The sequence below is a fragment of the Arthrobacter sp. MSA 4-2 genome, assembly GCF_016405885.1.
GTDB lineage: Bacteria > Actinomycetota > Actinomycetes > Actinomycetales > Micrococcaceae > Arthrobacter_D.
Genome location: NZ_JAEKGC010000008.1, coordinates 164302 through 190303, shown reverse-complemented (window position 1 = coordinate 190303; position 26002 = coordinate 164302). Strand labels below are relative to the sequence as shown.

The following is a 26002-nucleotide window of genomic DNA, read 5'->3' as shown; positions in this document are numbered from 1 at the left end:
CCGCATCGGTGTTGTTGGCGGCTCCGACTCCCACGCCGATCGCGGTAGCCAGAGCGCTCAGGATGACCGTCATACCGGTCGCGGTAAGCCAACCAAAGAAGGCTGATCCGAACTTGATGCCGCCGAACTTCTCTTTCTGGGCAGCGACGACGCCGTCGCGCCGGCCCTTGGGTGTGCTCGCGCCTGCGTTGTGGTCCTGTGCCATGACTCTCCTTGGAATGCACCGCAGCGGGACCCCGGCGGGGCCCCGCATGCCGCACCGCGCCCGGGCCGCGGCCGTCAGCCTCATCGACACCCTAGGTTTCCCCGGCCCATCGGGTGCCGGTCCGCAGCGGCCTGGCATGCCGGGCTTCCTCCGCGAAGCCCAGAAACTGTTTCGCTAGAGAGTCTAGGTACTTTAGAATTGACGCGGGTCAAGCCATGGCCTCCCCGGATCGCATACCCGTAGGGAGCTGCTCATGCGCCACACCGTGTATTGCCTGCCAGGAGCAGAGGCCCGAAAGGAACAAGTGCTCCGATCATGTGGCGGCACCGGCCCGCCCCGAATCCCTCTGCGGGGTTCCGGAGCGGTCGCGCCCTGCCGGAACATGCGCAGGGATGTGGTTGCCATCCGAAGCAGGTCTCGTGAACCCACCCCCTCAATGAGCTTGGCCTTGCCTGCCGGCAGCGGCCGCCGCCCGTCACGCAACCCGAGTATTACCCCTGTCAGTCCGTTCGAGCCATGTCACTCATCCAGCTAGGAGCACTGTTGAACAGCAGACTCAGCCCCGCCGACCCGTTTCCCGTGGACCTGTCCGTGCTTACCGACGCGGACGTCGAGGTACTGAACAGCAAGGTCCAACGGCAGCTCGGATACGAGTTCGTCAGTGACGGCCTCCCGGACCCGGAAACGGAATTCCGGGCCGAAGAGCTCACCGAGGAACTCGACCGGCGGGACGCCGGGGCACTCGCCGCAGCCGCACCTGCCGCCGCAGTGGTTGACGGCAGGCTTAGGCGAGTCCTTGGCGTTCAGCAGAGGGCGGTGCAATCGCTGGGCATGTCAGGAAGCAGACCGTGATGGCACAGCCCGGCACAACATGGGACTCCGAGGATCAAGGGTGGGTGCGGGAGAACCTGCGCGAGGCCATCGACCATCTGGTGGGCCAGGGTTACACCGTTCACGGCGGGCAGGGTCAGGACCCGGAGCTGATCGATCCCGGTGGCCTGGCTGTGGAAACGTGGCGGGAGGACCACCCGTACGACGAGCGGCTTACCCGGGAGGAATACGAGCTGGAGAAGTACCTGCTGCAAATTGAGCTGCTGAAGTTCCAATACTGGGGGCAGGACCATGATCTCAAGCACGTCATTGTGTTCGAAGGCCGGGACGCCGCGGGCAAGGGAGGGACGATCAAGCGCTTCACGGAGCATCTGAATCCGCGATCCGCCCGGGCCGTGGCGCTGGGCAAACCATCGGACAGGGAACAGGGCCAGTGGTATTTCCAGCGCTACATCCAGCACCTCCCCACGACCGGGGAGATCGTGATGTTCGACCGGTCCTGGTACAACCGGGCCAATGTTGAAAAGGTGATGGGTTTCTGCACCGACGAGGAGTATCAGATCTTCATGACGCAGGCGCCCGCTTATGAAAAAATGCTGGTTGACTCCGGGATCCACCTCACCAAATTCTGGTTCTCTGTGACGCGCCGGGAACAACGCACCCGATTCGCCATCCGGCAGATTGATCCGGTGCGGCAGTGGAAACTTTCCCCCATGGACCTGGCGTCCTTGGATCGGTGGGACGACTACACAGACGCCAAAGAAGCGATGTTCCTGCGAACGGACACCGATCACGCGCCCTGGATCACCGTGAAGTCCAACGACAAGAAGCGTGCACGGATCAACGCGATGCGTTTTTTCCTCAACCAGTTCGACTACGAAGGTAAGGACACCTCGGTGGTCCGTGAGCCCGATCCGCTCATTGTGCGTCGGGGCCGCGACGCCGTCGGCGACTGAAACCCCATCGGATACAGGGGCCGCGATCACCACGGGTGCCCTCTTGGAGACTTCGCCCCGGGCGAGACACGCCGGAAACGGAACGCTCGGGGTCTGGGCCGCCACCGAATCCGGGGTCAGGGTCTCCAGCGACAACGGATTGAGCGTCACCTATCTCGCCGTACCCGGCGGCACCGAAACACCGCGCTGACCCACCGCAGGAAAGCAGCTGATCCGGCACCGCGGCTCACCAACAGGTGGACGCTTGGAGCTCACCCCTCCTGGCTCCCCTGCCCACAGGTGGACAAACCCGCGAAAGCGTTCAGCTGCTGTTGAAGCCACTGAACAGCCGTGCGGGTTTCACAGGGCATTCCCGCCCGAGAAAGCGCCTGCTCTTGAAGATAAACCTATGCGGCACCTGCTGCGACCATTCCGGTGCCTGCCAGTCACAGATCTAAGGAGGTCCGTACCGTCAACGCCACGGTTCCACCGTCCATGGACAGGGGCCTCCCCGGGTGTGCTTGACTCCCAGCCAGACGGAGCGAGCTGAGGCTATGGCCATATGACGGGGCCCACGGGTCGGCCCTCGGATGCCACGTGGCGGTTCTCTGTGTCTCTGCAGCCGCTAGCGAACAAACGGAGGTCGCCGCACCCTAAGTCCGCTTGAGGCGATGGTGCTCATGAGTCTTTGACTCTCGGCGGCTGCCTCGCCCGAGCCGCTTGAGCAGGATGACAAGGTCAAGAAACTTTCGTCAAAGTCATGCACCCGAACCGCTGACTTGGGAAAACTTGTGCCCGAAGTGGGACTCGAACCGGACTCCGCCCCTTGGATCTCCGCCGCTCCCCCAATATATCCGCAGTCCGGACCAGTCCGGTACCGGTACGGCCCAGTCCGAGACCCAGAGTGTGGACAATGTCCACACCCCCCACCTCTCCCGGTCAGAGGCCCTCCCCTACGCCGACGGGCCTCGATGCTTCCCCGTTCGGCCACGGCGACGCGGACATGTAAACGCTATGTTGACGCCGGCCGCGTTAAACCAGGCGGCTAGCGCCGCGGCAATGAAGGCGGGCGCGTTATGAGCGATTGCCTTCGAAAGCGCAGCTTCGGTCTTAGTAGGGCTGACGTCGTCCATCTGCCTGGCTCGGCAGATGCCCCTGGGCGAACTGCGTTATGACGCTGCCCGAACCTGCTACTGGCCGGGCGCCCGATACGACGGCGTTTTGCTTGCTGCTGCGTCGAGATCCTCAGGCGTCATGAGGGGTGTGAGGCGCAGATTCACGGCGCCGCTGGAATTGATCATCAATGACAGTGACACTGCGCTCGCTTGATCGGGTATATCGAGGACCCCGAGGACATCCGTTTCGCCGAATGCGTAGTAGAAACACTCCAGTGATCCCCCCACGGACTTCAAAGCGTTAACGACCGCGTCCCGGCGCTTGGACCCGCCCTCCTGCATCAGACCCTTGATGCCATCACCCACATAATTCCCTTGGAACAGATACTTGGTCATGGTTCGTTCCTATTCTGCTCGGGCCAGAACAGAAACCCATTCGCACGCCCAGTTCATCCGATGAGTGAAGGGTTCTGGAGTTCTCCCCAACGGGGTTGTAGGCCGAGTGTAGGCCCCTCCCTTGGGGCTAACAAGGGGCGGCAGCCCCGTCTTTCCAAGCATGGTGCAACCGCCGCGCTCACAGCACTGACCGACGTCGGCGGCAGGGGTGAAACGCGCTCGAGGACGAGGTCGTTCACCAGCAACCGATGTGGCGGGGCCTGAGATTTTCACTCAGCCATGCTGTAACCAACATCCTGACCCAGCACAACCGGTCGCGCCTTCCGTCGAGACGCGGAGGCGACAGTCAGAGCCGAGCGAACTGCAGGTCGGTGGTGGCGTAACCATCCGGATTGCCAGGCCGCAAGCGAGCTACGAGCTCACCACGGCTGCGGACGCCCACCTTCGCGAATACCGACTTGAGATGATCTTGCACAGTGTGGACTGATATGAACAGGTGGCTGGCAATCTCCGCTGTGGAATATCCGCCGATCACCTCACGGCAGATCTCCCGTTCCCGGGCACTCAAGTCATAGGCCAGCAGCAGCAGCCCCACCAACTGGTCGCCTGTCACCGGCTCAATAGCCACCGCCACCTGATCCTCCTCCCCGCCAATGAGGGTGCTGGCCTGGAGGACTGCCCACCGCCCGTCGGCGTCGCGCAGCCGGGCCCTGAAGTACCCCGCCTCCGCAGCATGCGAGCCTGATGCCATAACCTGCATCATGACCTGGAATCGACCGGGAGCGATTGCGTCGAGCCGCTCCTGCCAGTCCCGCGCGTCAGGGGTCACCCCCACGAGCCGGCCATCCGCTGCGATAATCACCAAGGCTGGACGACCCCGCCCCGTACCGCCCTTCGCCTCCGAGCGCACCGCGAGCCGGGTGGCGGATCCGATGGCCGGCGCAATTGCCGCCAGGAATTCCACCTCCCGCGCCGTGAATTCTATTCCTGACCGGACCAAGCCCGCCGCACCCCAACACACCCCGTCGGTTCTGAACATGACTCGGAGTTCTTCGTCCATTCCCAGCGGCCGCCAAATGCTATGGAGTCTGGTGCTGCGCCACCGATCATCGGCCGCTAGGTCGGAGAGTCTGGCGAGGGTGATCCCCCGGCGAGCGAGGGCGGCGAAAGTATGCGGTTCATCCATCGAGTACTCAGCTTCGGCCAGCCGCGGCTCGTACTCGATGGGAATCCGATTCTCGCCGCTGACCATCGAGCTGATGACCTGGGTCTCCGGGTCGATGCTGGCCCAGCAGGTCAGCTCGGTGCTGACCGTCCGGCTCACCAGCTCAATCGCCGCGGCGTGGAGTTCGCTGACACCAAACCCGGCGGCAGCGAGCTGAATGATCTCCCGGCGGAGGCGGGAAGCGCGATCGTCCCACACACAAAGAGTATGGCACCGCCGCGCCCTCCCCACATCCCCACAATTCTGGGATCGACCGCCGCGAAGAGCCGCACCTAGCGTGGGCCGTATGGAAAACACGGTCCAATACACCCCGGCCGGCGTCGGCGTCGAACTCGCCGCCCCGGACGCGGTGCTGACAGTCAAGGTCAGCGCCAAGAACACCGCCGATCAATACGAGCTGTTCGAAGTGACAGCGCAGCGCGGTCCCGCGACACCGCTGCACCGCACCGACTGGCACAAAACCTACTATGCGCTGCACGGCAGGATGATCGTCCAGATAGGCGACGAAGGCTACGACCTGGGTCCAGGGTGTTCCATTGCAATCCCTCCCAACGCCCCCCACACCTTCACTGTGCTCACGCCGTCCATCACATTCCTTGTCGTGAGCCTGACAGGACTGATGGGCCGGTTCCACGCCGACATCGATGCCATGGTGCCCCATGGACGATCCATGCAGGACGCCGCCGCTGAGCTTCAGGCAGTTCTTGCCCGGCACCCTGTGTCGGTGGAGGGAATGCCATGACGGCCATCGTCTGGACTTTCGCCCTGATCGCTGCAGTGATTCACCTCGTCGTGTTCGTTTGGGAGGCCCTGCTGTTCGAGCGCGAAGGAGTGCATCACCGGATCTTCCTGCTGGCCACCGCGGATGTTCCCGCCGTCCGGTTGTGGGCCTTCGGTGTCGGTTTCTATAACCTGTTTCTCGCCCTCGGTATTATCGTGGGCGTCGTCCTATGGGCCACGGGTGATGAACCCGTCGGCCGCGCCTTCGTAATCTATATCTGCTGGTTTATGGTGCTCTCCGGCATTGTGTTGTTCATCGCCGACCGGATGTCGATGGGCAGGCCGAAAGGCAAGGGGATCGGGGGTGCGCTCGGTCAGGGTGTGGCCCCCCTGATCGCCTTGGTTGCGGCGGCACTGTAGCGAGGACGCCACCCAGGCCAGAGGCCACCCGAGGAGGTCGTACGGTGGGACGCGGGAGAGATGGGCGATCGGGACTGCCCCACTTTGCTTGACTCCTGACCAGTCGCAACTGGCGACAGCTAATCGCCATGTGCCACAGCCTGAGAGTCGGGCCCCGGATGCCACGTGGCCGCCTTCCGTGTCGTTGTGGCCTACAGGGAGCAAACCGAAGGTCGCCGCAACCCAGACCTGATCGCGGTGATGCTGCTCATGAGTCCCTAACTTCAGGTGCCTGCTTCGCCGGACGTTCTCGTAGGGGAGGATGATCAGGTGAAAAACCCTCTACCACGGTCATGCAGCTACCCCGCTGCTCCTCCATGAAGTAGTAAGAACGCTCAACCCGGGCTTCGCGAGAAAGGAGGCACCCAGCCCCTAGGAGAACTCCAAGACAGCCACCAGAACCGGCGCCCGGACCGCAGAATTGGGCCGGCTGTCCTCAGTCAGAGAGCAAAAAAGCTTCTGACTAGGGGAAAGATGTGCCCGAAGTGGGACTCGAACCAGATGCATCCCGATCTGAAACCGACGTCCATCCACGAACAGGCGTCCTCGGTCGATCGAGCGCCTGAGGTGGGCGCACGGCACCTGGATGTCGACCAGGGACCGGATGCCGAGCACGTGGTCCTCGCCGATCCCGACGGTAACGAGTTGTGCATCCTGCAGCCGGGGGCAGCTTCCTCGCCGGTTGCCCGTTCTTCAGCTCGCTGGCCGGCGCCGGTCCCGGGGAGGTCGGTTGCTTCTGGCGCGACGCACTGGCCTGCAACTTTGCCTATTATTCGAGGCACGGCCCGGATAAAGTCGGACTTGTTCGGCGCGGTCCGTCATCGACGACCACACGACGTCGTACGCGTCCGTCGCTACTCCGCGACCGCGATGCGACGAGCGGCCGTCTCATACTGCGTGCTTGAGTCCTGGAACGGCGTTGCAGACGAGAGTTGCCCCGACTGGTACCGGCCTTCATGGTGCAGGCGGTAAGGGAGGCAGAACCATGAGATTGGTGAGAAACGTGGGTGTCGGCTTGCTGGCCGGCGCACTCGGCACTGCGGCGATGGATTTGGTGCTCTATGGGCGGTACCGCCGCAGCGGCGGCAAGTCCGGGATCTGGCGCTGGGAGTTTGCCAGCGACGTCACGAGTTGGGAAAATGCCTCCGCTCCGGGGCAGCTCGGGCGGAAGGCGTTACAACTGGCCACGGGGCACGAACCGCCACCTGAGTGGGCTCGCGCTACGACCAACATCATGCACTGGGCGACAGGTGTGGGATGGGGCGGGCAGTACGGTGCGGTGGCAAGTCTGACGTCCATACACCCGTGGGTGAGGCGGGTCACCCTCGCTCCTGTAGCTTGGCTGTCCGGCTACGTCGTGCTCCCGTTGGCGAAGGTGTACAAGCCGATCTGGGCCTACGACGCACGGACGCTTCGCGACGATCTGTCCGCGCACATCGTGTATGGCGCCGTCGTGAGTGCGGTCTTCGCCGCACTTACGAAGGAGGAACGATATGCCGTCCCTGCAGGAACGGCGCGCGCGAGCTGAACCGCTGCCAACGACTCGCCTACTGGGCTCGGCGGCCGGGCCGCATCAACGATTGGGCTGATATTGAGTCGAAAAGAACCTGAGGCTTCGGTTGGGAGGAGCTCGGGCTTCATGCCTAGTTCCTCAGACCCGGTCAAGCAGGCCCATAGCCAACTCCGTTCTGCTCATTGAGCCCTGAATCATGCGGTCTGATCGAGCCGTTCCGGACAACCTCCTGATCGGAGCGCTTGTGTGGATGGGCGGACGCCTGGTCCGAACCTGCCCCCTCCAAGGAAATGAATTTCGATGAGGACAACACGTAGCTGCCAAGTGTTCCGCATGGATGCTGCGGTCAGCGTCAGCCAAACGTAAAGCAGTACGCTTCCGCTCCGGCCTCGAGGAACTCGATCTCGAAGCGGCGATTGCTGATCTGCCCGGACTGGCGAATAAGTTGGTAGGCGTTCTGATCGCGAATGGTCCCCCGTCCATCGGCATCGACGTCCGTACCGTGGGCGTCCCCAACGATACGGCCATCGAGGGAAACGACGAAGTGAATCTCCGCGCCCCTTACCAGTGGGCCCATGACGAGGTTGAGGTCACGGGCATGGAACGTGAAGGCGATCCGCGCACCGGTGGAGTTCGAGGCTGCCGCGTGCCGGGCCACCCTCCAATTGCCCCTCAGGTCCCAGGAGTTGAGCGGCAACGAGGAAGCTGCGGTGTACTCGTAGGGCTTGTCGGCCGCCACTCCCTCCGAGACGAAGCCGCTGCTCTGTGCGTATCCCAGGTAGGTTTCTGGTGACCGCAGCGACTGCCAGTCGGCAGCGACCTCGAGTCCGCGCGGCTCGACTGACACCAGGCCCAGGTCGACGTCCCGTGCCCCGGCGTCGAGCAGGAGCTGCTGGATCACCGTCTCGATGCGCGCGTACTCGCCCTCGCCGAAGTGGTGATACCGCAGGCGCCCCTCGGCATCTGCGATGTAGACCGCTGGCCAGTACCGGTTCGCAAACGCACTCCACACCCGATAGTCGCTGTCGACGGCGACTGGGAACTCGACACCGAGATTGCGTGTGTGCGCGACCACGTTGTCCAAGTCGCCCTCAAAGCCAAACTCCGGCGTGTGCACGCCCACGACGGTCAAACCCGCTTCCTCATACTGGGATGCCCATGCCCGCACATACGGCAGCGTCCGCAGCCAGTTCACACAGGTATACGTCCAGAAGTTCACAAGGACGACGCGTCCGCGAAGCCCTTGGGGTGTCAACGGCTCGGAGTTCAGCCAACCGGTGGCACCATCAAAAGGCGCAAGGCGCCCCTCGTCCGGCAGCTCAGCCCCATCATCCTCCAGCCCGTGCGCGATCTTGCGAAGGAGACCGCCGAGGGGATTACCGCCCGGTGATTTCGGCGTCGCGTTCATAACTTAACCCTTTCAAGCTCCTGTCCCCCTTCGTCCGCGGCCGTCCCGTGCCTGCTGTACAGCTTCTAGCCCGGCCAGACATAGTGGAAAATGTAACGGTCTGGATACTTATCCGAATAGTCCTGGTGCTCCTCTCCACTGTCTGCCAAAACGCGCCGCCGGCGGTGACCTCGGTCACGACCCGTCGCCCCGCCGAGCGATGGCACGTTCCCACGCTTGTTCATGATCAGTCCTGAGTGAGGAACGCGATGAGAGCCGGTTGGAGCCGGATCGCGTTGGCGCCTAGCGTGCGGGTCATGTGCGGGGCGTACCATGTCGGCCACGCGATGTCGTGCACACTGTTGAGTTCGAACTCCCAATAAGCGCGATGGGCGGCGCCGGCGTAGCGGAGGGCAGTGTGCAGGATGCCTTGCAGTTCGGCCCTGTCGTTACCCAGCGAAGCGGTTAGGCGCTCCGCGTACCACCGCGGCCAATCCGCGTCCGGCCATTCGGCGTCCGGTCCGTGTTCCTTCTGATAGGCCGCATGCGCATCGTAGACGCGCAGGAGGGCAACGGTCAGGAGGTCGGTGAAGCTCTGTGCCATGTGCTCAATCCTTTGCTGGTGTGCCCTGCCCTTGTCTTGTGTGCCGCGACCTGGTGTGCGATCGTTTGCCGCCGGTCGATGCAGGTCAACGTCCGGAAACCTACGAGGACCACACGGCCGCGCTCGTTGTGCGGTAGTGCTCGACGAAGGATGACTCCCCGGCGATTCGAGAAGTTATTGGGCGAGGTACGCCTTGATACCCGGTTCGAGCCGGCTCGCGTTGGCGCCCAACGTACCGGTCATTTGCTCGGCGTACCATGCCGGCCACTCGACATCGTGCACACCGTTGAGTACGAACTCCTCATGAACTCCGTGGGCAGAAGCAGCGTGGCGAAAAGCGGTTTCCAGGATGCCTTCCAATTCGGCCCTCTCGTCGTCGAGCGAGGCGGTCAGGCGCTCCGCGTACCATCGGGGCCAGTCGGAGTCAGGCCACGGGGCGTCGGGTCCGTGTACCTTTTGGTAGGCCTCATGCTCATCAGCGACACGCTGGAGGGCAACTGCAAGATTGTCAGTGAAGCTCTGTGCCATGATCTCATTCCTCTTCTCGTGGGTGATGTGCGACTACGCGGGCGATAACGAGCCGCCAATTGATGCAGGTATGCGTCCACGAATCCCTAGGACGACATGGCCCGGCAACGCGGGCGACCTAGCGGTTCGGAATTGAGCCACTCGGTCGCCCGGGCGAGCGATGGCATGTAGCCACGCTCGAAATGATCGGTTAGCGCAGCGACCGGAAGCAGGTTCGTACTTCATCCACGAAGATTTCGGGCTGCTCCCAGGCGGCGAAGTGACCGCCCTTGGAGACCTTGTTGTAGTGGATGAGGTTGGGATAGGCCTTTTCTGCCCAACTCCGCGGAGCGATGTAGATTTCGTTGGGGAAGACGGTCACAGCAGTCGGGACTTTGACTCCCTTGGGAGTGAAGAACCCGACCGTGTTCTCGGCGTAGAGACGACCCGCGGAAAGTCCTGAGTTCGTCAACCAGAAGTACGTGGTGTTGTCGAGGAAATCGTCTCGCGTGAGACCCTCGGCTTCTCCCGCGAACGACCGGGAAATCATCGCCAGGCTCGCCGCGTCGTGGTCCATCAGGAACGCCGCCAATCCGACAGGCGAATCCGCGATCGCCATGAGCGCCTGCGGCCGAGTTGCCTGGAGGAAGGCGTAGTACACGTGGCTGAACACGAATCGCAGCTGCTCAACCGCGCTCGCCTCCTCGTCCGAGAGCGACGTGCCTTCCGGCAGCGGGTTGCCCTGCGCGACTGCCTGGTGAATATCCGGCGGAACGACACCCGGCAGGTTGACATGAATTCCGGCGAGTTCCGGAGGGGCCAGCGCACCCATGAGCTCCGTGACGAGGGTTCCCCAGTCCCCGCCCTGAGCCACATACTTCGTGTAACCAAGGCGCCTCATCAGTTCGACCCAGGCGGGTGCAATGCGCTCGGGCCCCCAGCCCTTCTCGGTCGGTTTACCCCCGAACCCGTAACCGGGCATCGTAGCAATCACGACGTGGAAGGCGTCGGAGGCGTTTCCGCCATACGAGGTTGGATCGGTCAGTGGTTCGATGATCTTTAGTTGCTCCATGACCGAGCCCGGCCAGCCGTGCGTGATGATGAGCGGCAGGGCATCCTCATGCTTGGACCGCACGTGCACAAAGTGGATGTCCAGCCCATCGATCTCGGTGACGAAGTGAGGCAATGCCTTCAGTCTCGCCTCGATCTTGCGCCAGTCATATTCTGACGACCAATAGCGCGCAACCGCCTGCATCGTCGCGAGTTGCGGTCCCTGAGACTGGTCCGAAACGGTTTCCTTGTCGGGCCATCGCGTAGCCTTAATGCGCCTGCGCAGGTCCTCGAGTTCCGCATCAGAGAATTCGAACTCAAATGGCCGGATTGTGGTGTGTTGAGATGTGACAGTCACTGTCATCGCCTTCCTATTGAGTGCGCGAGGCTTCACAAGGACGCCTTGCACGGGGCCAGCCAGCACACGGTCGATGCCGGCAGAACCACCGTCGCACTATGAAAGCGAGCTCGCCCCAGTGGAGCACCCTTGCCTAACCCTTGTTCGAACCCTGTCCACACCCTTGGAGCACCCTTGGAGTGAGACCGCGAAACGCATCACCGCCCGGGTAGCCGCTCCTTGACCTCCTGCAGCAGCCACCCATTGCCATCAGGGTCACTGAACGTGGCGAGCGCGGCGTAGCTGCCACCATCTGCAGGGTAGCCATCCACTCGTACCGGGACTCCAGTGTCGTAACGGGTGTGGAAGACCTCGCTCACCTCAACGCCCTTGCTAACCAAATCGGCTCGGGACCGGTTGATGTCTGAGACGACAAGGTAGGTGCCTTGCACGGAACCAGGCGCCAATGAGGTCACCCCCCGGCCGAAATGAATCGAGCACTCCGATCCGGGCGGTGTGAACTGCACGGCTCGAAACTCCGGGCCGGCCTCGAGGTCGGTATCGAGCCGCCACCCAAGGGACTTATAGAAGCTTAGTGCGCGGTCTACATCAGCGACCGGGATAACGACGACCTCCAGCTTCATGGGAAGTTCTTCAGGCGTGCCAAGCATGTCTGTCTCCTTTGCGGACTGAGTTCATTGCGAGTTGCTGAATATGGCACAGATGGGTACCGATCCATCGGGATGCCCCGATAGCTGGTCAATGGGCTCAACCCGAGGTGACCAGTCGTAGGGGGCCCCTGACGTGGGTGGCAGATGGGATAAAGGTCGGCGACCGGTCCTTCCACCGCACCCTGTTACAGGAGGGCGACTTGTCCGTGGCCCTAGAGTTGATTTTACTCTTGCACAAACGGACGAGCTAGGGATCACAGGCCGATCACCCGCCGCTCGCCGGGCCTACTTGTGAGGGTTCATTGCCCCACTGATGGGGCCGCCAACCGCTTGAGGAAGGATCTGCGGGGGGCGTAAAATTCGGTTAGCTGCGCGGACGAAGAACGCTTCCCAGGTAAACCCCAGCCATGAGCTCACGAGGTGGAACCTCGCCTCGATCTCCCACACCGACGTCCGGTGTCGGTTTGTGAGGGACTTCTTGCTACACCCTCAAAATTGACCGCACTGAATGTCACGCGTGCGTTCCGATGGTCCAAAACAGTGGTACGACATGCCCAACCTGAAGTCTCGGCCAGGACTAGTGGGCCGACAACGTGAAAGTGCCCAGTTCAGCAAGCTCTTGGCGATTGCGCGGGCCGGACGCGGTGGGGTTCTCGTTCTACGCGGCGAAGCCGGCATAGGCAAGAGCGCCTTGCTTGACGATTTTTGTGAGCGAGCCACGGACTTCCTAGTGGCTCGTCTGGCGGGCGTCGAATCAGAAATGGATTTGGCGTATTCCGGCCTGCACCAACTGTGCATTCCGTTCCTTGGTCACTTGAACAGACTGCCTGCCCCACAGCAAGCAGCGCTTGAATCGGCGTTCGGGCTGAGGTCCGGCAGTGCGCCTGATCGCTTTCTCGTGGGCCTCGCTGTGTTGACCCTACTCTCGGAGGCGGCCGAGAAGCGCCCGCTCGCCTGCTGCTCGGACGACGTCCATTGGCTGGACGCCGCCTCAGCGCAGGCCTTGGAGTTCGTCGCCCGCCGGCTCGCGACCGGACCAGTGGCCATGGTGTTCGCCGTTCGGGACCCGACCGACAGGCCGGGGCTTCTCGGTCTGCCGGAGCTCACGATCGAAGGCTTGGACAGCGCCGACGCGGCTGTTCTTTTAGACACCGTCGTTTCAGGTCCAATGGATCCCCGGGTGCGCGATCGCATTGTGGCCGAGAGCCGCGGAAATCCGCTGGCTCTGGTCGAACTGCCAAGGGGGTGCACAGGGGCAGAGCTGACCTTCTGGCACGATCGCAGCCACAGCACCACGCCCCGAAGCCAACGCCTCGAGCGAGGATTTCTGCGCCGAGTGCAACCGCTTCCCCCACAGACCCAACAATTGCTCCTGACAGCCGCAACGGAGCCGCTCGGCGATGTTCGATTGCTGTTGAGAGCCGCGGAGCGGCTCCGCATCGGAGCCGACGCCGTAATGGCGACGGAGGCCGACGGTCTGATCGCGCTGGGCGACGGCGTGCGGTTTCGGCACCCTCTCGTCCGCTCCGCCGTCTACCATGCGGCATCCCCCGGTCAACGACGAAAGGCACACCAGGTGCTCGCAGATGTCACAGATCCCGAGGTGGATCCGGACCGTCGAGCCTGGCATCGGGCCTGTGCCGCTGTTGGTCCGGATGATGCCGTGGCTTCGGACCTCGAGGGTTTGGCCGGACGTGCGCAGTTGCACGGCGGTCTTGCGGCCAGGGCCATGTTTCTTGAACGATCCGCCGCTCTGACGGTAGACCGAGCCCAACGAGTTCGGCGGTGCCTAAACGCCGCCCAAGCGAAAGTGCAAGCCGGCCAGTTTGAGGACGTTCCGTCCCTCCTGGGAGCGGCCGAGCAGGGGCCGCTGGCCGAGGGCGAACGGGCGAAAGTTGATCTGATGCGGGGGAAATGCTTGTTTGCAGGAAGCCATGGCAATACAGCACTGCCACTGCTCATGACCGCCGCTCGGCGGCTCGAACCATTAGACACTCGTCTCGCTCGGGATGCCTACCTCGAGGCCCTGACCATTGCGCTGTACCTCGGGCGCCTCGCCTCCGGACCCGGCACACGCGAAGTGGCCGAGGCCATTCGGGGTGCACAGTCGCCGAAGGCTCCATACAAACGCGACGCGCTCCTCGATGCACTGGCCGTGCGCTTCACGGAAGGGTACCCGCCTGCGGTGGCGCTCTCTCACCGCGCAGTGCACGCGTTCGCTTCTGAGGAGCTCACGCTCGATGAGGCGCTGGGCTTCGCCAGCATTGCGGCGGCAACGGCCGCTTCCCTGTGGGATGACGTCGACTGGGATGTCCTCAGCTGCCGCTATCTGCAGATTGCTCGCGACACCGGCGTTCCCAGTGCCCTGCACCCGGCTCTGGTCACCCGTATTCTCGTGCACCTCTTTACAGGTGACTTAGCGGCGGCAGCGTCCCTAGTCGACGAAATGCAATCAGTAAGCGAGGTGGTAAAGAGCACGCTTGCGCCCTACGGAGAGGTAGGGTTGCTCGCAATGCGCGGGCACCCTGAGCTGGCCGAGCCACCAATGCGGGACTGGCTGGATCACTTGCGCACCCGCGGCGAGGGCGTTGGACTGAGCATGGCCAGTTGGGCCCGCGCCGTGCTGTGCAACGGCCTCGGCCGGTACCGGGAGGCATTGCAAGCGGCTCGAGAGGCTGCCGAAAATCCACTCGAACTCGGTCCACCTCAGTGGGCCCTGGCTGAGGTAGTGGAGGCAGGGGTGCGCAGCGGTGAAATCAGCGTCGCAGAGGTCGGACTGGAGCGGCTCTCCATGATGGCATGCGCTAGCGGTACCGATTGGGCGCTCGGGGTCGAGGCGAGCAGGCGCGCCTTGCTGCAGGAAGGCGCGGCGGCGGAGAACCTCTACCGCGAAGGAATTGAACGACTCACTCAAACCAGAATGCGGGTGGAGCTTGCGCGCGTGCGGCTCCTCTACGGCGAATGGCTGCGCCGGGAGGGCCGCCGCGGCGACGCAAGATCCCCACTCCGAACTGCACATGAGGCATTCGGTGAAATGGGGATGGACGCATTCGCCGGGCGAGCGCGCCGGGAACTCCTGGCCACCGGAGAGAAGGTGCCCAAACGTACGGCTGAGGCATCCGCAAAGCTGACGCCCCAGGAAGCCGCCATCGCCCGGCTCGCTGCGCAGGGGCTAACCAACTCTCAGATCGGCGCAGCGCTTTTCATTAGTCCCAAGACAGTGGAGTGGCATCTGCGCAACATTTTTGTGAGGCTCGGTATCACGTGCCGTGCGGAGCTCCGGTCATCTTTGCCGACCGTATACCGCCCAGCCCCGTAGCGAAGTGCAGGAAGGGTGCCTCCTCTAAGCCTGGAAAATTCCTCCGTAGGCGAACCGTGCACTCACTCGTTCAGGGAGCGCAAGAGTGGGGGAACCGCGTTTCAGCCTGTCCTTTAGGGACCTTGCGGATCGTCACGGAGGAGATCCGGATGGGGCGCCCCCGGTGTGCCTGACTCTCGGTCAGACGGAGGTGTCCGGGGCCGCTTGTCCTTTGACGGCGTCGAAGGGCCGGCCCCCCCGGTCCCACGAGGCCGCCTTCTGTGTCTCTGTAGCCGCCTGCGAGCAGACCGGAAGTCGCCGCAATGTACGTTCGCCCGCGGTGATGGTGCTCACGGGCCGTTAACTCTCAGTTACTGCTTCGCCTGAGCCGCTCGGCCAGGGGGATGGCTAGGTCGAAAAACTTTCACCGAAGTCATGCAGCTACCCCGCTGCTCCTCCATGAAGTAGTAGGAACGCCCAACCCGGGCTTCGCGACAGAAAGGCGGCACCCAGCCCCCGAAAACTCCAACTCAGCCACCAGAACCGGCACCCGGACCGCAGAATCGGGCCGGCTGTCCACAGTCCGAGAGCAAAAGGGCCTCTGATTAGGGGAAACATGTGCTCGAAGTGGGACTCGAACCGGACTCCAGGCCCCGGAAATCCGCCGCTCCCCCGCAAACATCCGCAATCCGGCCCAGTCCGGCACCGGTACGGCCCAGTCCGCGGCCCAGGGTGTGGACTGGGTCCACACCGCCACCAGATGCCTTTCCTGGGGACCCGCTCTCCGAACTGACAGTGTCCAGCGCTAGATCTCCCGTCCGTCGGCTCATCGGATCGTTTGACGAGACAGCTGGCAGACGGGCAAAAGGCCGGGCTGGACGTGTACAGGTTGCGGCCGAGTGCCCATCAACTAAAGTTGACACGTTTCTGGTATCAACATAAGTTGATAGCGTGGAACTCACGACGCCCCCTCCGCCCGATCAACCGGCGGATGCTCTCGCTGCAGTCGTCGCCCTGCGGCGGCTCGCAGCATCCCTGGAACGTGCCGCGGTCGACGAAGCCCTCGCCCAGGGCTGGACCTGGGCGCAGATCGGCGGTGCGCTCGATCAGAGCGCGCAAGCGGCACACAAACGCCTATCCCCCGGAAATCGCCGATCCCTCAACAACCGATCCGTCAACAACTAAACGGGATGATCATGGGCATCAAGACTGCTCTCTCCGACGTCTCCTTCATGAACTCGCTGTTCACGGCCGCCGAACACATTGCCCATCAGCTAGGTGATCCGGTGATAGGAGCCGAGCACCTGGTCATAGCCGCGCTGGAGCGCGATGACTCCGATCTTCGCACTGCGCTTGCACCCCTCCCGCTGAACACCCAGCGTTTCCGTGATGCCGTATTGGCAGTGCACGCTGACGCACTGAGCTCCATCGGCCTCGATGCGGTGACCCCACCCATCACCGAGGCACCAAAAGGTGCACTGGGCAGCACAGCGACTGCCCAGGAGGTGTTCCAGGATGCCCGCACCAGGGCGAAGAAACGGCACGCACCGCTGGCTGCCCTCGATATCCTGGCAGCGGCTGCACGACTCGAACACGGCACGACAGCACGTGCCCTGGCACGCCTCGGGGTCGACCGCGCCGTCCTCGAAGCTCTCGCGCAGTAAAGACGTCTCCCGGCGGGAGCGGTCGGAGGTGGCACCATTGAGGGCCAGCCCGGTCGCGGTGGTTGCCAGGAATGCCTGGGGGGGCGTACTACGGTCCGGTCGGTGGATTGCCAGCGTATCCACGTGTTCTGGACAATGTCTTCGGCCGCGGCGGTGCTTCCCAGCACGCGATAGGCGATGCCGAACAGACGTGGACGCACTGCTTCGAAGGCCTCCACCGCCCCGTCCAGATCCAACAGCCCGTTGACTTTTCGGCTTCCATCTCTTGACCACTCTCGTAAAGGTGGGTGGATTGCGGTCGGTGGTGGGCCCGCCCCGCACTGTTGTTGCATGGCGGGCCGGTGGATTGGGCTGTTGGCCACAGAAGGACCCAATGCCGTTTTGAGCACACCGATTTCCGGTCGGGTACGGATGAGCATGCGTTGCTGAGCATGAGGCTTATGCGGCGATCAGCATCCTGTCCGTCTGGTGCTGCCCTTGCGCGACACTGAGTGGGCCCAGCAGCAGTTGGAGTTGACGGTCGGTGAAGAGGTTGGGCAGGCTGATTGCCAGGTGTGCACCCTGCAGCGCACCGCAGATGTAGTGGGTGCCCGCGGTGCCTCCCATCACCGCGGCGACCATCCGACGGATGCCGGGCAGATCGACGGCTCCGGCGAGACGGGATATCACCCTGGCAGCGGGTGCATAGTCACTGTGGGACTGTGCTACCCGGCTTGCTTCACACACGGCGAGCAATTGCTCGGGCGTCCATGGGTGATCGAAAATTTGCGATGACGGAACAATGGGGGTTTTCATGACGCTCCTCGGGCCCCTGTGATACCGGTCTGTCCGCAGATGTCTGTTCGGGAGGGAACCATTCGACTCCAACCCCGGACGGAGTATTGCCGGCTTTGATTTCAGCTTGCCCGGTTGTCGTTAACCGCCCCGAAATACCGGTGGCCGTGGGCGAAGCGCCCAGGAAGCACCTGCATGACCGGCCTGCCGAGCTCCGCCCGGTTCCGGCTCCAAGCACGGTCACAAAATCGAATCCTGCGTGGTCTTCAGTAGTAGGACCGGCTGCTGCTTCCGCAGGAGCTGGTCTTCCATCCATAAAGCGAGGGAAGACATGATGCACACATCGAATGAATTTGAAGGCCAGTTAGTTATCGACGTCCTTTCGGCAGTGACTGCCCCGCCGATCCCGACCGGCGCCGACGCGATGACCATCCTGGTCACATTGAAGCCGGGAAGCATCGGATCCCCTCCGCACCGGCACAGCGGTCCCGCCTACGGGTACGTCGTCGAGGGCGAAATGGTCTTTGAACTGGAAGGTGAGCCGCAGCGCGTTGTCAAAGCCGGTGAAACCTTCTGGGAACCGGGCGGAGATGTCATCCATTACCAGGACGGGAACAACCTCTTGGACCGGGAAACGAAGTTCGTGGTGACGATGTTCTGCGCCCCGGGCCAGCCCATGCTCGTCGTTGTCCCGGACGAGGAACTTGAGCAGCGCAAAGACCTCCGTGCGCCCCGGCCCCACTAACGGCGATGCTCCACGGGCGGCTCTGCGCACTCGCCACCGCCGGGTCCTGCGTCATGCACGTGTCGCAGATCGGCAGCCACCACCCATGGTGGCTCAACGTGCTGATGATTGTGATGGTAGCGGTCTGCCTTCCATGCGCGGTGCATATTTGGCGCCGGCCGACCACACCAGTGCTTCACCAAGTCATGATCTCCGCATTGTCGATGGCGGTACTGCATGCCGGTCTCATGCTGGCACCGGGTACGTCGGCCCCGCCGGACCACTCCCACGGAAACGGGTCAGCGGCGGCATCTCAGGTAACTGATGCGGCCAATGAACAGACTCTGGGTGTCATCGGCCTCGAAATTGGAACGGCGATGCTGGCATCAACACTTGTTGCCCGGATTCGGAGCAACGTCCAGCGAACCGCCGCCGCACCGAACCTGCCGCAAGCACATGAGGCAGGCAAGGTGCGCGGCGGATCCGCGGCAGGTAAATGACTGAATTTTTCCGGCAGAGGCTGATCAGGGTTCTCTCAGCCCTCACCATGTGCATGTCGGCGGCATTCCGCGTCGTACGGCTCCGAACAGGTCGGTGATGTCGCCCCTGACTATGGACTGGCCCAACATAATCAACCCATTTGGACCATGGGGCTCCCGGGTGGAACAGGAGTTGCCGTTTCACCGAGCTCCGGTCAGGAGCACGATGCGCACCACATCCTCTTCCTTGGATACGTCACAAACCAGAGCTGCTTCCTGTCTTAGCTGATGACTCATCAGACAGGAGACGATGTTGAAAAAGATTCTGATCGTGGGCGCGGGGTATGCGGGTTTCTACACTGCATGGAAACTTGAGAAGTCCCTGCGCAAGGGTGAGGCCGAGGTTACGGTGGTCGATCCTCGCCCCTACATGACGTACCAACCATTCCTTCCCGAAGTTACCGCAGGATCCGTTGAGGCGCGCCACGTAGCGATCTCCCTTCGCCGTCATCTGCGGCGCACGACGGTGATCGCAGGATCAGTGACGAGCCTCGACCACGCGCACCGCACTGCTACCGTCATGCCCCTCAGCGGGCTGGAACAGTCCATTCACTACGACACTGTGGTGGTCACCGCAGGCGCTGTCTCACGTGTCTTCCCGATTCCGGGCGTGGCTGACTACGCGATCGGTCTGAAAACGGTGGAGGAAGCAGTCGCGATCCGTGATCAGCTGATGACCGCATTCGACCGCGCGTCGACCATGCCCATGGGACCCGAGCGGCGCAAGGCACTGACGGTAACGGTCGTTGGCGGAGGTTTCTCGGGAGTGGAACTTTTCGGAGAACTCCTTTCGCTGGCGCACACCCTCGAGAAGTCGTACCCCGGCATCGAGCGCGAGGACCTCAATTTCCACCTGATTGAGGCCAACAAGCGGATTCTTCCCGAAGTCACCGACGGCCCGGGCCGCTGGGTCGTGCGTCATCTGACCGAACGAGGCGGGACCATCCACCTCAACACACAGCTGACGTCCGCAATCGACGGGCACATCGTCCTGTCCGACGGGAAGGAGTACGACTCGGACATGCTGGTGTGGGCAGCAGGAAATGCCGCCAATCCTGTTGTTGCAGCACACACTGACCTCCCCATCGACGAACGTGGCTACCTGCGGGTCCGCGCGGACCTCCGCGTCGGCCCGGACGACTCCCCCATTGAGGGAGCATGGGGAGCCGGTGACAATGCCTCGGTCCCCGACCTGGCGTCCTCCCATCCGGGTGCACGAACAGTGCCCAACGCGCAGCACTCCGTCCGACAGGGCAAACTCCTGGCCAAGAACCTTGCCGCTGACCTCCGAGGCGAGCCTCTGCGGCAGTACAGGCACAGCAGCCTGGGGGTCGTCGCCACCCTCGGCCTGGGCATGGGAGTCTTCCAGTTCCGGCGAATCATCATTAAGGGATTCCCCGCATGGGTGATGCACCGCGGTTACCACGTGCTGGCCGTCCCCACCTGGGAACGAAAGATCCGGGTACTCCTTGTCTGGACCGGAGCCGCGCTTTTCGGCCGGGATATCGTCTCAATCCAGGCCGTCCAGCATCCACGCGACGTCTTTACCGCCAGCACCAAACCCTCCCGCTGATCGGCACCGCAACAGACTTACGGCGGCACGACACCGCTTGCGCCCGCCAGCTGCACCTCGCCCCGGCTGGAGAGGGCCCCTCCCATCCGTAGACCTGACCGGCCCAAAGCCGAGGACTTAAAATGACTTCCACCAGCACCTGGCCCCGCACAGTGATCCGCCGTTTGAACGCTTTGGGCAAATCACAGACCCGCTACAGCTCGATCATGAAATGGGGCACCAATAAGGCCGTACCCACCCACTGGTCCCTCATGTTCGGTGAGGTGGCGATCTACTCATTTGTGGTGCTGCTGCTGACCGGGGCGTTTCTCACCTTCTTTTACACACCATCCATGGAAACAGTCCGGTATCAGGGCAGTTATGCACCGCTCATCGGCGTGGAAATGTCCCGGGCACTCCACTCCACTCTCGACCTGTCATTCGACGTCCGCGGCGGACTTCTGATGCGCCAGGCACACCACTGGGCGGGCCTGCTCTTCATGGTGGCACTGGTTATGCATATCCTGAGAGTGTTCTTCACAGGAGCATTCCGGAAGCCCAGGCAGGCCGCATGGGTCGTGCTGATCGGCATCTTCCTGGCAAGTCTGGCCACTGGGCTGACAGGGTACATACTGCCCGATGACATGCTCTCAGGATTGAGCCTGCTGATCATGGACGGCACCTTCAAAGCTATTCCCGTGATCGGCTCGTCACTGAGCTATTTCGTCTTCGGCGGCCCCTACCCGGGCCAGGTGATCCTGAGCCGGCTCACCACCCTGCATGTTCTCATCCTTCCCCTTGGGATTATCAGCCTCGCAGCAGTCCGGGCCGCACTGGCCCTGCTGCACAAACCAATGCAGTTCCCCGGACCCGGGTGCAGCGATCGAAGCATTGTCGGTGAGCCCCTGCTGCCGACCCGGGCGGCGAAGAGCGCCGGATTCATGTTCGTCCTTTCCGGGTTCATCTTGCTCATCGGGGGGACCGCGACGATCAATCCCATCTGGCTGTACGGTCCGTCCGACCCCGGTAATGCCGGCGCAGGATCCCAACCGGATTGGTACTTCGGATTCATCGACGGTGCACTGCGCCTGGTGCCACCGGGATGGGAAATCACTGTCATGGGCGGAACAGTTTCCCTGGCGCTGCTGGCACCGATGACCGTCGTCGGGCTATTCCTCCTGGCCGTCACCGCCTACCCATTCCTGGAGCGCTGGATCAGCGCCGACACCACCGAGCACCACCTCTTGGAGCGCCCCCGCAACAACCCCACACGCACCGCCATCGGCGCGGCCGGTCTGGGCTTTGTTGGTGTGCTCTGGGCCGCGGGCAGCGCCGACGTGGCCGCGCGGGCTCTCTCTCTCGCTTTGGAGGACCTCCTCCACGCTTATCAGGTCCTTCTGGTCCTCGGCCCGGTCATGGCGTTTGCCGTCACCCGCAGAGTCTGCCTCGCCCTTCAAAGGAAGGACCGCGAAATTGTGATCCACGGCCGAGAGACCGGTCGAATAGTCCGCCTGCCACACGGCGAATTCGTCGAAGTGCACCAACCCGTGACTGCGTACGAACGCTGGAAGCTTGTGAGCTACGATCCATCGGCCCCACTGCACCCAGCAGCCTCCGGAGATTCAGTGCAACGACGCTCCATCGTGCAGAGGCTACGCATGCGGGCCTCGGGGTGGTTTTTCGAGTACAGGATGGACCCGGCAACACCGGCGCAACTCGGGAAGGGACCGGCGGAACTGTACCGGCAGGAACTATCGGATCGTCTTGACGCCGAAGCACTGGCACCAACCCCCGGAAGTGATTCCCGGTAGCTGCTTCGAAGGCCGATCGCAATCAATAATCCCCTCACGACGGCTCGTGAAATGACGAAAGGACCGAGGAAGCAGTGCACGAGCATCCAATGGCATCAACTGTCTCACGGCACATAATGAGGCTTCTGATGAGTTGTCACCTCCCCACCGGGCACCATCAGCGTCGCGGGCCGGGCCGCATAGAGCGGCCGGCGTGAAGCGGCGGCAATACGTTGTGAGAACCAGCTCGGCATGGCTCTTGAACACACGGTCCCCACCGGGGGACCACGGCTGCGACGACCAGAGTCATCCGGATGCTGCATACCGCAGCCCTGGCTACTCACGCCGCGGAGCTGCATTAACAAGGGTAATCAGTGTGTCCCAGGTTAGGAGGTGTTCCACTGCTCCAGCTTGTCCGGGTTGGTGACTATCCAAATGTTGATGATCTTGTCGGCTTCCACATTTACGCTGAGCACACCGATTACGCGTTCGGCATGCCTGAAGACGAGCCCGGATCCACCATTGACTGAACGGGCGGACACGGTCATCACCGGAGCCTCTATCAGCATCTGGATCAGCTTGCGGGATGCGGCTTCCGCGCCCTCGACCGGTCCTGCTACGGCACGGCCCTTGCCCCCGCTGTCGACCAGAAGCGTCACCAGGGGATGGAGCATGCAGCCCACGGCATGTTCGTCCCGTGCCTCGCATGCCTTCAGGAGATTGAGGACCATCTGGCGTTGGCGTTCTGCCGACACCTCGTTTTTCCGGCGGTCCTGAATGTGAAGGCGTGCTGACTTCGCGAGCCGGCGCGTCTCTACAGGTGATCGTCCGACGACATCCGCTATCTCTTTATAACCAACCCCAAAAACATCGTGGAGGATGAAAGCGACCCGCTCTCCAGCGGTCAGGGAGTCAAGCACCACCATGAGCAGCATGTTCACGGATTCGTCGAGCGTATAGCGGTCTTTCGGGTTTTGACCCGACGAGAGCTCCTCAAGGGGTGGGAAGGGCACTGGCTCGGGCAACCAGTTCCCCCGATAGCCGGCCCGGCGCGATGGCTTAACACTCAGACGCTCAAGACACACTTTGGAAACCGCTTCGGTCAGCCACTCCTGGGGCGAGCCGATATCCGCCCGTTCCTCGGAAGTAAGGTTCAGCCACCGTTCGAACGCCTCCGCCACAGCGAGGTTCGCCTCGAAACTCAATCCGAGCATCCGGAACGCGATGCCAGCTAACCGTTGCCTTTCGCCTTCAAGGTCCTGTGAATAGGGCGCGCTGTTGTCGTCGTGCTCGTCATCGTGCAAGGGCTTCTCGTCTCAGGTTGTCCGGGAGATGCGTGCGGTGAACCTCACGCAGGATGGATCCGGTGCAGCTTTTGGGGGCTCATCATCCACATCAGCTGTGCGATTCCGGTTGGACCTACAGTGATGGCGATAGCCGTTGTCGCCTGCCCGTCCTCCATAAGAACGGCTGACGGTTGACCATTGAGCTCGACCCATCCGACGGTCTTGCCATTCCAGAAGTGGGAGGAGAAGGACGCGATGAACCGAGCGACGCGGGCCCGGCCCTTCACAGGAATTCGGGCGGCCAGTTTCACGCCGTTGCCGTCGGAGTAGCTCACGACATCCTGCGCGAAAAGGTCCTCGAGCGCAGTGACATCACCGTTTTGAGCCGCACGCAGGAACGCCGTCAGAAGGCGCTTTTGCTCGGTGGGCGCGACCGGCACATGCCGCTCCGAGACAAGACGCTTGCGCGCCCGGGACACGAGCTGCCGGACGGCGGGTTCCTTCATCAGCACAATCTGCGCGATCTGCCGGTAGGGATAATCGAACGCTTCGCGGAGAATGTAGGCGGCTCGTTCCGTCGGAGTCAACTTCTCCAGCAGCAGCAGGATTGCGAAGCCGAGCGCCTCACCTCGTTCGGCACCCAGTGCGGGGTCGGACTCCGTGTTCACGGGTTCAGGAAGCCACGGACCGATGTACGTTTCACGCCGGGAATGCGCCGACTGGGACACGTTGATCGCAAGCCGCGTCGATATCGTCGCAAGGAACGCTCCCGGTTCCCGCACCTCTGACCGGTCACAGGTCTGCCACCGCTCCCATACGTCCTGGACGATGTCCTCAGCATCCGATGCGCTTCCGAGCATCCGATAAGCAATCCCAAAGAGCCGGCCCCGGTGGAGTGCGAAGACCGCCTCAGCTTCATCCAAACTCCCTGAACCCCCGGCTGGCAGGAACTCCCCGGATTTTCCGCGGGCTTCATCGCCTGCCCGCAGTCCGTGCCCTCCGGAATCGTCTGACCCGTCCGGCATCCGATGACGTCGACCTTCGGTGCTGCCCGATCCATACCCCGACATACCACTCCCAACGACAACAGTCCTCGATCGGGATTCCCTCCCGTTAACAAGGACAAGACAGGAACGCCAAACGTGACACATGCTGCAAGTCCCTACCTACGCAGCGTCTATCACGTGAGACCGGCCGCCCGGCTGTCACACCCACTACCGGATCCCGGTTTTCGTTGGTAGCCCGGCCACAGCCGAAGCTAGGAGCTCCATCAGGGACTCCTTCCTGCTTTCCGTCAGAGCCAGCCGGGCAGAACGGTGTCACAAAAGCCAGAGACCCCTTGTCATACCTGTACCGGATCCGATTCCACCCTCCGGGGTGAACGGACAGCGCGAAGCGCTGCACCCAGATCGGACGATGAAAGGACCAAGAATGAAAATTGTTGTTATCGGCGGCAGCGGCCTGATCGGCTCGAAGCTCGTCACGAAGCTCACCGAACACGGACACGAAGCGGTCTCGGCCTCACCCAACACCGGAGTGGACACGCTCACCGGAGAAGGACTGGCCGAGGTCCTCGAGGGTGCACAGGTTGTCATTGACGTGTCAAATTCACCGTCCTTCGAAGATGAAGCCGTCCTGAACTTCTTTGAGACCTCCACCAGCAACCTCCTGGCAGCGGAAGTCCGGGCCGGAGTCCGCCACCACGTTGCGCTGTCTGTCGTCGGCACCGAGCGAATGGCCGCCAGCGGGTACTTCCGGGCGAAGATCGCCCAGGAAAAGCTCATCAAGGAAGGCCCGGTCCCCTACTCCATCGTCCATGCAACGCAGTTCTTCGAATTCGTGAAGAGCATCGCCCAGGCCGCAACCATCGGCGACGAGGTCCACCTTGCCCCGGTCTCCATCCGGCCCATGGCAGCCGAGGACGTCGCAACAGCCGTCGGGCGTACCAGCGTCGGTGAACCCCTCAATGGAACCCACGAGATCGCCGGGCCCGAGGAATTCAAGCTCGATGAATTGATCCGCCAGGGGCTGGCCGCACGCGGCGATTCCCGCATCGTGGTGGCCGACCCCCACGCCCCGTACTTCGGCATGGAACTGGCCGACACCACCCTCGTGCCAGGGCCGGACGCCACCCTGTTCACCACCCGGTTCGAGGAATGGCTCAAGGAGCCCGTGCCCCAGGGAAAATAGCCGCTACCGGGCGTAGTTCTCCCTACCCGGAAGGCCTGACCGCGGCCACCCCTCCACCGGCGCCGATGACACGATTTCCTTTCGCCGGCGCCGGCGGCACCCCGGTCTTTCGCGTGCCACAACCGGCACGCCTTTCTGACCTATGCCTGGACCGCCCGTCGCCGGGCGAATCAAACCCCTGACACGGAAGGACCACTACGAGATACGCCGATCACCGGACTTCATCCGCG

At 62.8% G+C, this 26002-nt stretch carries 23 protein-coding genes and 3 pseudogenes; 14 read left to right on the top strand and 12 right to left on the bottom strand.

What is annotated here, in order from left to right; genetic code table 11:
• Positions 1 to 205: pseudogene (locus I6N91_RS11055) on the bottom strand (hypothetical protein); the annotation flags it as partial.
• Between the two features lie 543 nt (positions 206 to 748).
• Here I6N91_RS11055 and I6N91_RS11050 point away from each other — a divergent pair.
• Both I6N91_RS11050 and ppk2 read left to right on the top strand, forming a co-directional pair.
• On the top strand, positions 749 to 1057 hold the full coding sequence (locus I6N91_RS11050) for a hypothetical protein (protein ID WP_233091739.1): 309 nt from the start codon (positions 749 to 751) through the stop codon (positions 1055 to 1057).
• Complete coding sequence (ppk2, locus tag I6N91_RS11045; protein WP_198812618.1) at positions 1057 to 1992, top strand: polyphosphate kinase 2; 936 nt, start codon at positions 1057 to 1059, stop codon at positions 1990 to 1992. Before I6N91_RS11050 ends, ppk2 begins: the two co-directional genes overlap by 1 nt.
• 1169 nt (positions 1993 to 3161) lie before the next feature.
• Here the strand turns inward: ppk2 and I6N91_RS11040 are convergent.
• Positions 3162 to 3482, bottom strand: coding sequence for a GYD domain-containing protein (locus tag I6N91_RS11040; protein ID WP_198812593.1), 321 nt, complete (start codon positions 3480 to 3482; stop codon positions 3162 to 3164).
• A 346-nt stretch (positions 3483 to 3828) separates the two neighbouring features.
• Positions 3829 to 4905, bottom strand: coding sequence for a response regulator transcription factor (locus I6N91_RS17500; RefSeq protein WP_198812592.1), 1077 nt, complete (start codon positions 4903 to 4905; stop codon positions 3829 to 3831).
• Positions 4906 to 4993: 88 nt separating this feature from the next.
• Here I6N91_RS17500 and I6N91_RS11030 point away from each other — a divergent pair, with 88 nt between their 5' ends.
• From I6N91_RS11030 to I6N91_RS11015, 4 genes and pseudogenes are all read left to right on the top strand, one after another.
• On the top strand, positions 4994 to 5449 hold the full coding sequence (locus tag I6N91_RS11030) for a cupin domain-containing protein (RefSeq protein ID WP_198812591.1): 456 nt from the start codon (positions 4994 to 4996) through the stop codon (positions 5447 to 5449).
• Positions 5446 to 5847: a DUF1304 domain-containing protein gene (locus I6N91_RS11025; protein WP_198812590.1), complete on the top strand. Its 402-nt coding sequence runs from the start codon at positions 5446 to 5448 to the stop codon at positions 5845 to 5847. Before I6N91_RS11030 ends, I6N91_RS11025 begins: the two co-directional genes overlap by 4 nt.
• A gap of 438 nt (positions 5848 to 6285) precedes the next feature.
• A pseudogene (locus I6N91_RS17600) lies at positions 6286 to 6858 on the top strand (VOC family protein); the annotation flags it as partial.
• A gap of 13 nt (positions 6859 to 6871) precedes the next feature.
• A complete protein-coding gene (locus I6N91_RS11015) occupies positions 6872 to 7414 on the top strand; it encodes a hypothetical protein (protein WP_198812589.1) in 543 nt (180 codons plus the stop codon).
• 337 nt (positions 7415 to 7751) lie between these two features.
• On the opposite strand, the gene I6N91_RS11010 is transcribed toward I6N91_RS11015, so the two are convergent.
• The 5 genes from I6N91_RS11010 to I6N91_RS10990 form a co-directional block, all read right to left on the bottom strand.
• On the bottom strand, positions 7752 to 8807 hold the full coding sequence (locus I6N91_RS11010; RefSeq protein ID WP_198812588.1) for a redoxin domain-containing protein: 1056 nt from the start codon (positions 8805 to 8807) through the stop codon (positions 7752 to 7754).
• A gap of 226 nt (positions 8808 to 9033) precedes the next feature.
• On the bottom strand, positions 9034 to 9390 hold the full coding sequence (locus I6N91_RS11005) for a hypothetical protein (RefSeq protein ID WP_198812587.1): 357 nt from the start codon (positions 9388 to 9390) through the stop codon (positions 9034 to 9036).
• A 174-nt stretch (positions 9391 to 9564) separates the two neighbouring features.
• Positions 9565 to 9918 (bottom strand): hypothetical protein, encoded by a 354-nt coding sequence (locus I6N91_RS11000; RefSeq protein ID WP_198812586.1) that lies wholly within the window; start codon positions 9916 to 9918, stop codon positions 9565 to 9567.
• 190 nt (positions 9919 to 10108) lie between these two features.
• Positions 10109 to 11311, bottom strand: coding sequence for an epoxide hydrolase family protein (locus tag I6N91_RS10995; RefSeq protein WP_198812585.1), 1203 nt, complete (start codon positions 11309 to 11311; stop codon positions 10109 to 10111).
• A gap of 191 nt (positions 11312 to 11502) precedes the next feature.
• Entirely contained in the window at positions 11503 to 11955 is a 453-nt protein-coding gene (locus I6N91_RS10990) for a VOC family protein (RefSeq protein WP_233091738.1), read from the bottom strand.
• A gap of 550 nt (positions 11956 to 12505) precedes the next feature.
• Here I6N91_RS10990 and I6N91_RS10985 point away from each other — a divergent pair.
• The 3 genes from I6N91_RS10985 (at position 12506) to I6N91_RS10975 (ending at position 16917) form a co-directional block, all read left to right on the top strand.
• Positions 12506 to 15274, top strand: a complete 2769-nt coding sequence (locus I6N91_RS10985; RefSeq protein ID WP_198812584.1) for a LuxR family transcriptional regulator — start codon at positions 12506 to 12508, stop codon at positions 15272 to 15274.
• Between the two features lie 930 nt (positions 15275 to 16204).
• The gene (locus tag I6N91_RS10980) at positions 16205 to 16438 is read left to right on the top strand and encodes a hypothetical protein (protein WP_198812583.1); all 234 of its coding nucleotides are present in this window, start codon (positions 16205 to 16207) and stop codon (positions 16436 to 16438) included.
• A gap of 5 nt (positions 16439 to 16443) precedes the next feature.
• Positions 16444 to 16917: a Clp protease N-terminal domain-containing protein gene (locus tag I6N91_RS10975; protein WP_198812582.1), complete on the top strand. Its 474-nt coding sequence runs from the start codon at positions 16444 to 16446 to the stop codon at positions 16915 to 16917.
• A 149-nt stretch (positions 16918 to 17066) separates the two neighbouring features.
• Here the strand turns inward: I6N91_RS10975 and I6N91_RS17165 are convergent.
• Both I6N91_RS17165 and I6N91_RS10965 read right to left on the bottom strand, forming a co-directional pair.
• Positions 17067 to 17249: pseudogene (locus I6N91_RS17165) on the bottom strand (hypothetical protein); the annotation flags it as partial.
• Positions 17250 to 17355: 106 nt separating this feature from the next.
• A complete protein-coding gene (locus tag I6N91_RS10965; RefSeq protein ID WP_198812581.1) occupies positions 17356 to 17712 on the bottom strand; it encodes a hypothetical protein in 357 nt (118 codons plus the stop codon).
• 310 nt (positions 17713 to 18022) lie between these two features.
• Between I6N91_RS10965 and I6N91_RS10960 the strand changes: the two genes are divergently transcribed.
• From I6N91_RS10960 to I6N91_RS10945, 4 genes are all read left to right on the top strand, one after another.
• Positions 18023 to 18436, top strand: coding sequence for a cupin domain-containing protein (locus I6N91_RS10960; protein WP_233091737.1), 414 nt, complete (start codon positions 18023 to 18025; stop codon positions 18434 to 18436).
• 59 nt (positions 18437 to 18495) lie between these two features.
• A complete protein-coding gene (locus I6N91_RS10955) occupies positions 18496 to 18915 on the top strand; it encodes a hypothetical protein (RefSeq protein ID WP_198812580.1) in 420 nt (139 codons plus the stop codon).
• A gap of 292 nt (positions 18916 to 19207) precedes the next feature.
• Positions 19208 to 20527 (top strand): NAD(P)/FAD-dependent oxidoreductase, encoded by a 1320-nt coding sequence (locus tag I6N91_RS10950; RefSeq protein ID WP_198812614.1) that lies wholly within the window; start codon positions 19208 to 19210, stop codon positions 20525 to 20527.
• A gap of 122 nt (positions 20528 to 20649) precedes the next feature.
• Complete coding sequence (locus I6N91_RS10945) at positions 20650 to 22317, top strand: cytochrome b N-terminal domain-containing protein (RefSeq protein WP_198812579.1); 1668 nt, start codon at positions 20650 to 20652, stop codon at positions 22315 to 22317.
• A 365-nt stretch (positions 22318 to 22682) separates the two neighbouring features.
• Here I6N91_RS10945 and I6N91_RS10940 read toward each other — a convergent pair whose 3' ends face one another.
• A complete protein-coding gene (locus tag I6N91_RS10940) occupies positions 22683 to 23600 on the bottom strand; it encodes a sigma factor-like helix-turn-helix DNA-binding protein (RefSeq protein WP_198812578.1) in 918 nt (305 codons plus the stop codon).
• 44 nt (positions 23601 to 23644) lie between these two features.
• The gene (gene sigJ, locus I6N91_RS10935) at positions 23645 to 24505 is read right to left on the bottom strand and encodes an RNA polymerase sigma factor SigJ (protein WP_233091736.1); all 861 of its coding nucleotides are present in this window, start codon (positions 24503 to 24505) and stop codon (positions 23645 to 23647) included.
• A gap of 508 nt (positions 24506 to 25013) precedes the next feature.
• Between sigJ and I6N91_RS10930 the strand changes: the two genes are divergently transcribed.
• Positions 25014 to 25772 carry an SDR family oxidoreductase gene (locus tag I6N91_RS10930; protein WP_198812576.1) on the top strand — a complete coding sequence of 253 codons (759 nt, stop codon included), beginning with the start codon at positions 25014 to 25016 and terminating at the stop codon, positions 25770 to 25772.
• Positions 25773 to 26002 lie beyond the last annotated feature (230 nt).

Excerpts from the sequence above, each read along its gene's own strand:
- ppk2 (WP_198812618.1), top strand. The coding sequence starts at position 1,057 with ATGGCACAGCCCGGCACAACATGGGACTCCGAGGATCAAGGGTGGGTG.
- I6N91_RS11040 (WP_198812593.1), bottom strand. The coding sequence starts at position 3,482 with ATGACCAAGTATCTGTTCCAAGGGAATTATGTGGGTGATGGCATCAAG.
- I6N91_RS11030 (WP_198812591.1), top strand. The coding sequence starts at position 4,994 with ATGGAAAACACGGTCCAATACACCCCGGCCGGCGTCGGCGTCGAACTC.
- I6N91_RS11025 (WP_198812590.1), top strand. The coding sequence starts at position 5,446 with ATGACGGCCATCGTCTGGACTTTCGCCCTGATCGCTGCAGTGATTCAC.
- I6N91_RS11015 (WP_198812589.1), top strand. The coding sequence starts at position 6,872 with ATGAGATTGGTGAGAAACGTGGGTGTCGGCTTGCTGGCCGGCGCACTC.
- I6N91_RS11010 (WP_198812588.1), bottom strand. The coding sequence starts at position 8,807 with ATGAACGCGACGCCGAAATCACCGGGCGGTAATCCCCTCGGCGGTCTC.
- I6N91_RS11005 (WP_198812587.1), bottom strand. The coding sequence starts at position 9,390 with ATGGCACAGAGCTTCACCGACCTCCTGACCGTTGCCCTCCTGCGCGTC.
- I6N91_RS11000 (WP_198812586.1), bottom strand. The coding sequence starts at position 9,918 with ATGGCACAGAGCTTCACTGACAATCTTGCAGTTGCCCTCCAGCGTGTC.
- I6N91_RS10995 (WP_198812585.1), bottom strand. The coding sequence starts at position 11,311 with ATGACAGTGACTGTCACATCTCAACACACCACAATCCGGCCATTTGAG.
- I6N91_RS10990 (WP_233091738.1), bottom strand. The coding sequence starts at position 11,955 with ATGCTTGGCACGCCTGAAGAACTTCCCATGAAGCTGGAGGTCGTCGTT.
- I6N91_RS10985 (WP_198812584.1), top strand. The coding sequence starts at position 12,506 with ATGCCCAACCTGAAGTCTCGGCCAGGACTAGTGGGCCGACAACGTGAA.
- I6N91_RS10975 (WP_198812582.1), top strand. The coding sequence starts at position 16,444 with ATGATCATGGGCATCAAGACTGCTCTCTCCGACGTCTCCTTCATGAAC.
- I6N91_RS10965 (WP_198812581.1), bottom strand. The coding sequence starts at position 17,712 with ATGAAAACCCCCATTGTTCCGTCATCGCAAATTTTCGATCACCCATGG.
- I6N91_RS10960 (WP_233091737.1), top strand. The coding sequence starts at position 18,023 with ATGATGCACACATCGAATGAATTTGAAGGCCAGTTAGTTATCGACGTC.
- I6N91_RS10945 (WP_198812579.1), top strand. The coding sequence starts at position 20,650 with ATGACTTCCACCAGCACCTGGCCCCGCACAGTGATCCGCCGTTTGAAC.
- I6N91_RS10930 (WP_198812576.1), top strand. The coding sequence starts at position 25,014 with ATGAAAATTGTTGTTATCGGCGGCAGCGGCCTGATCGGCTCGAAGCTC.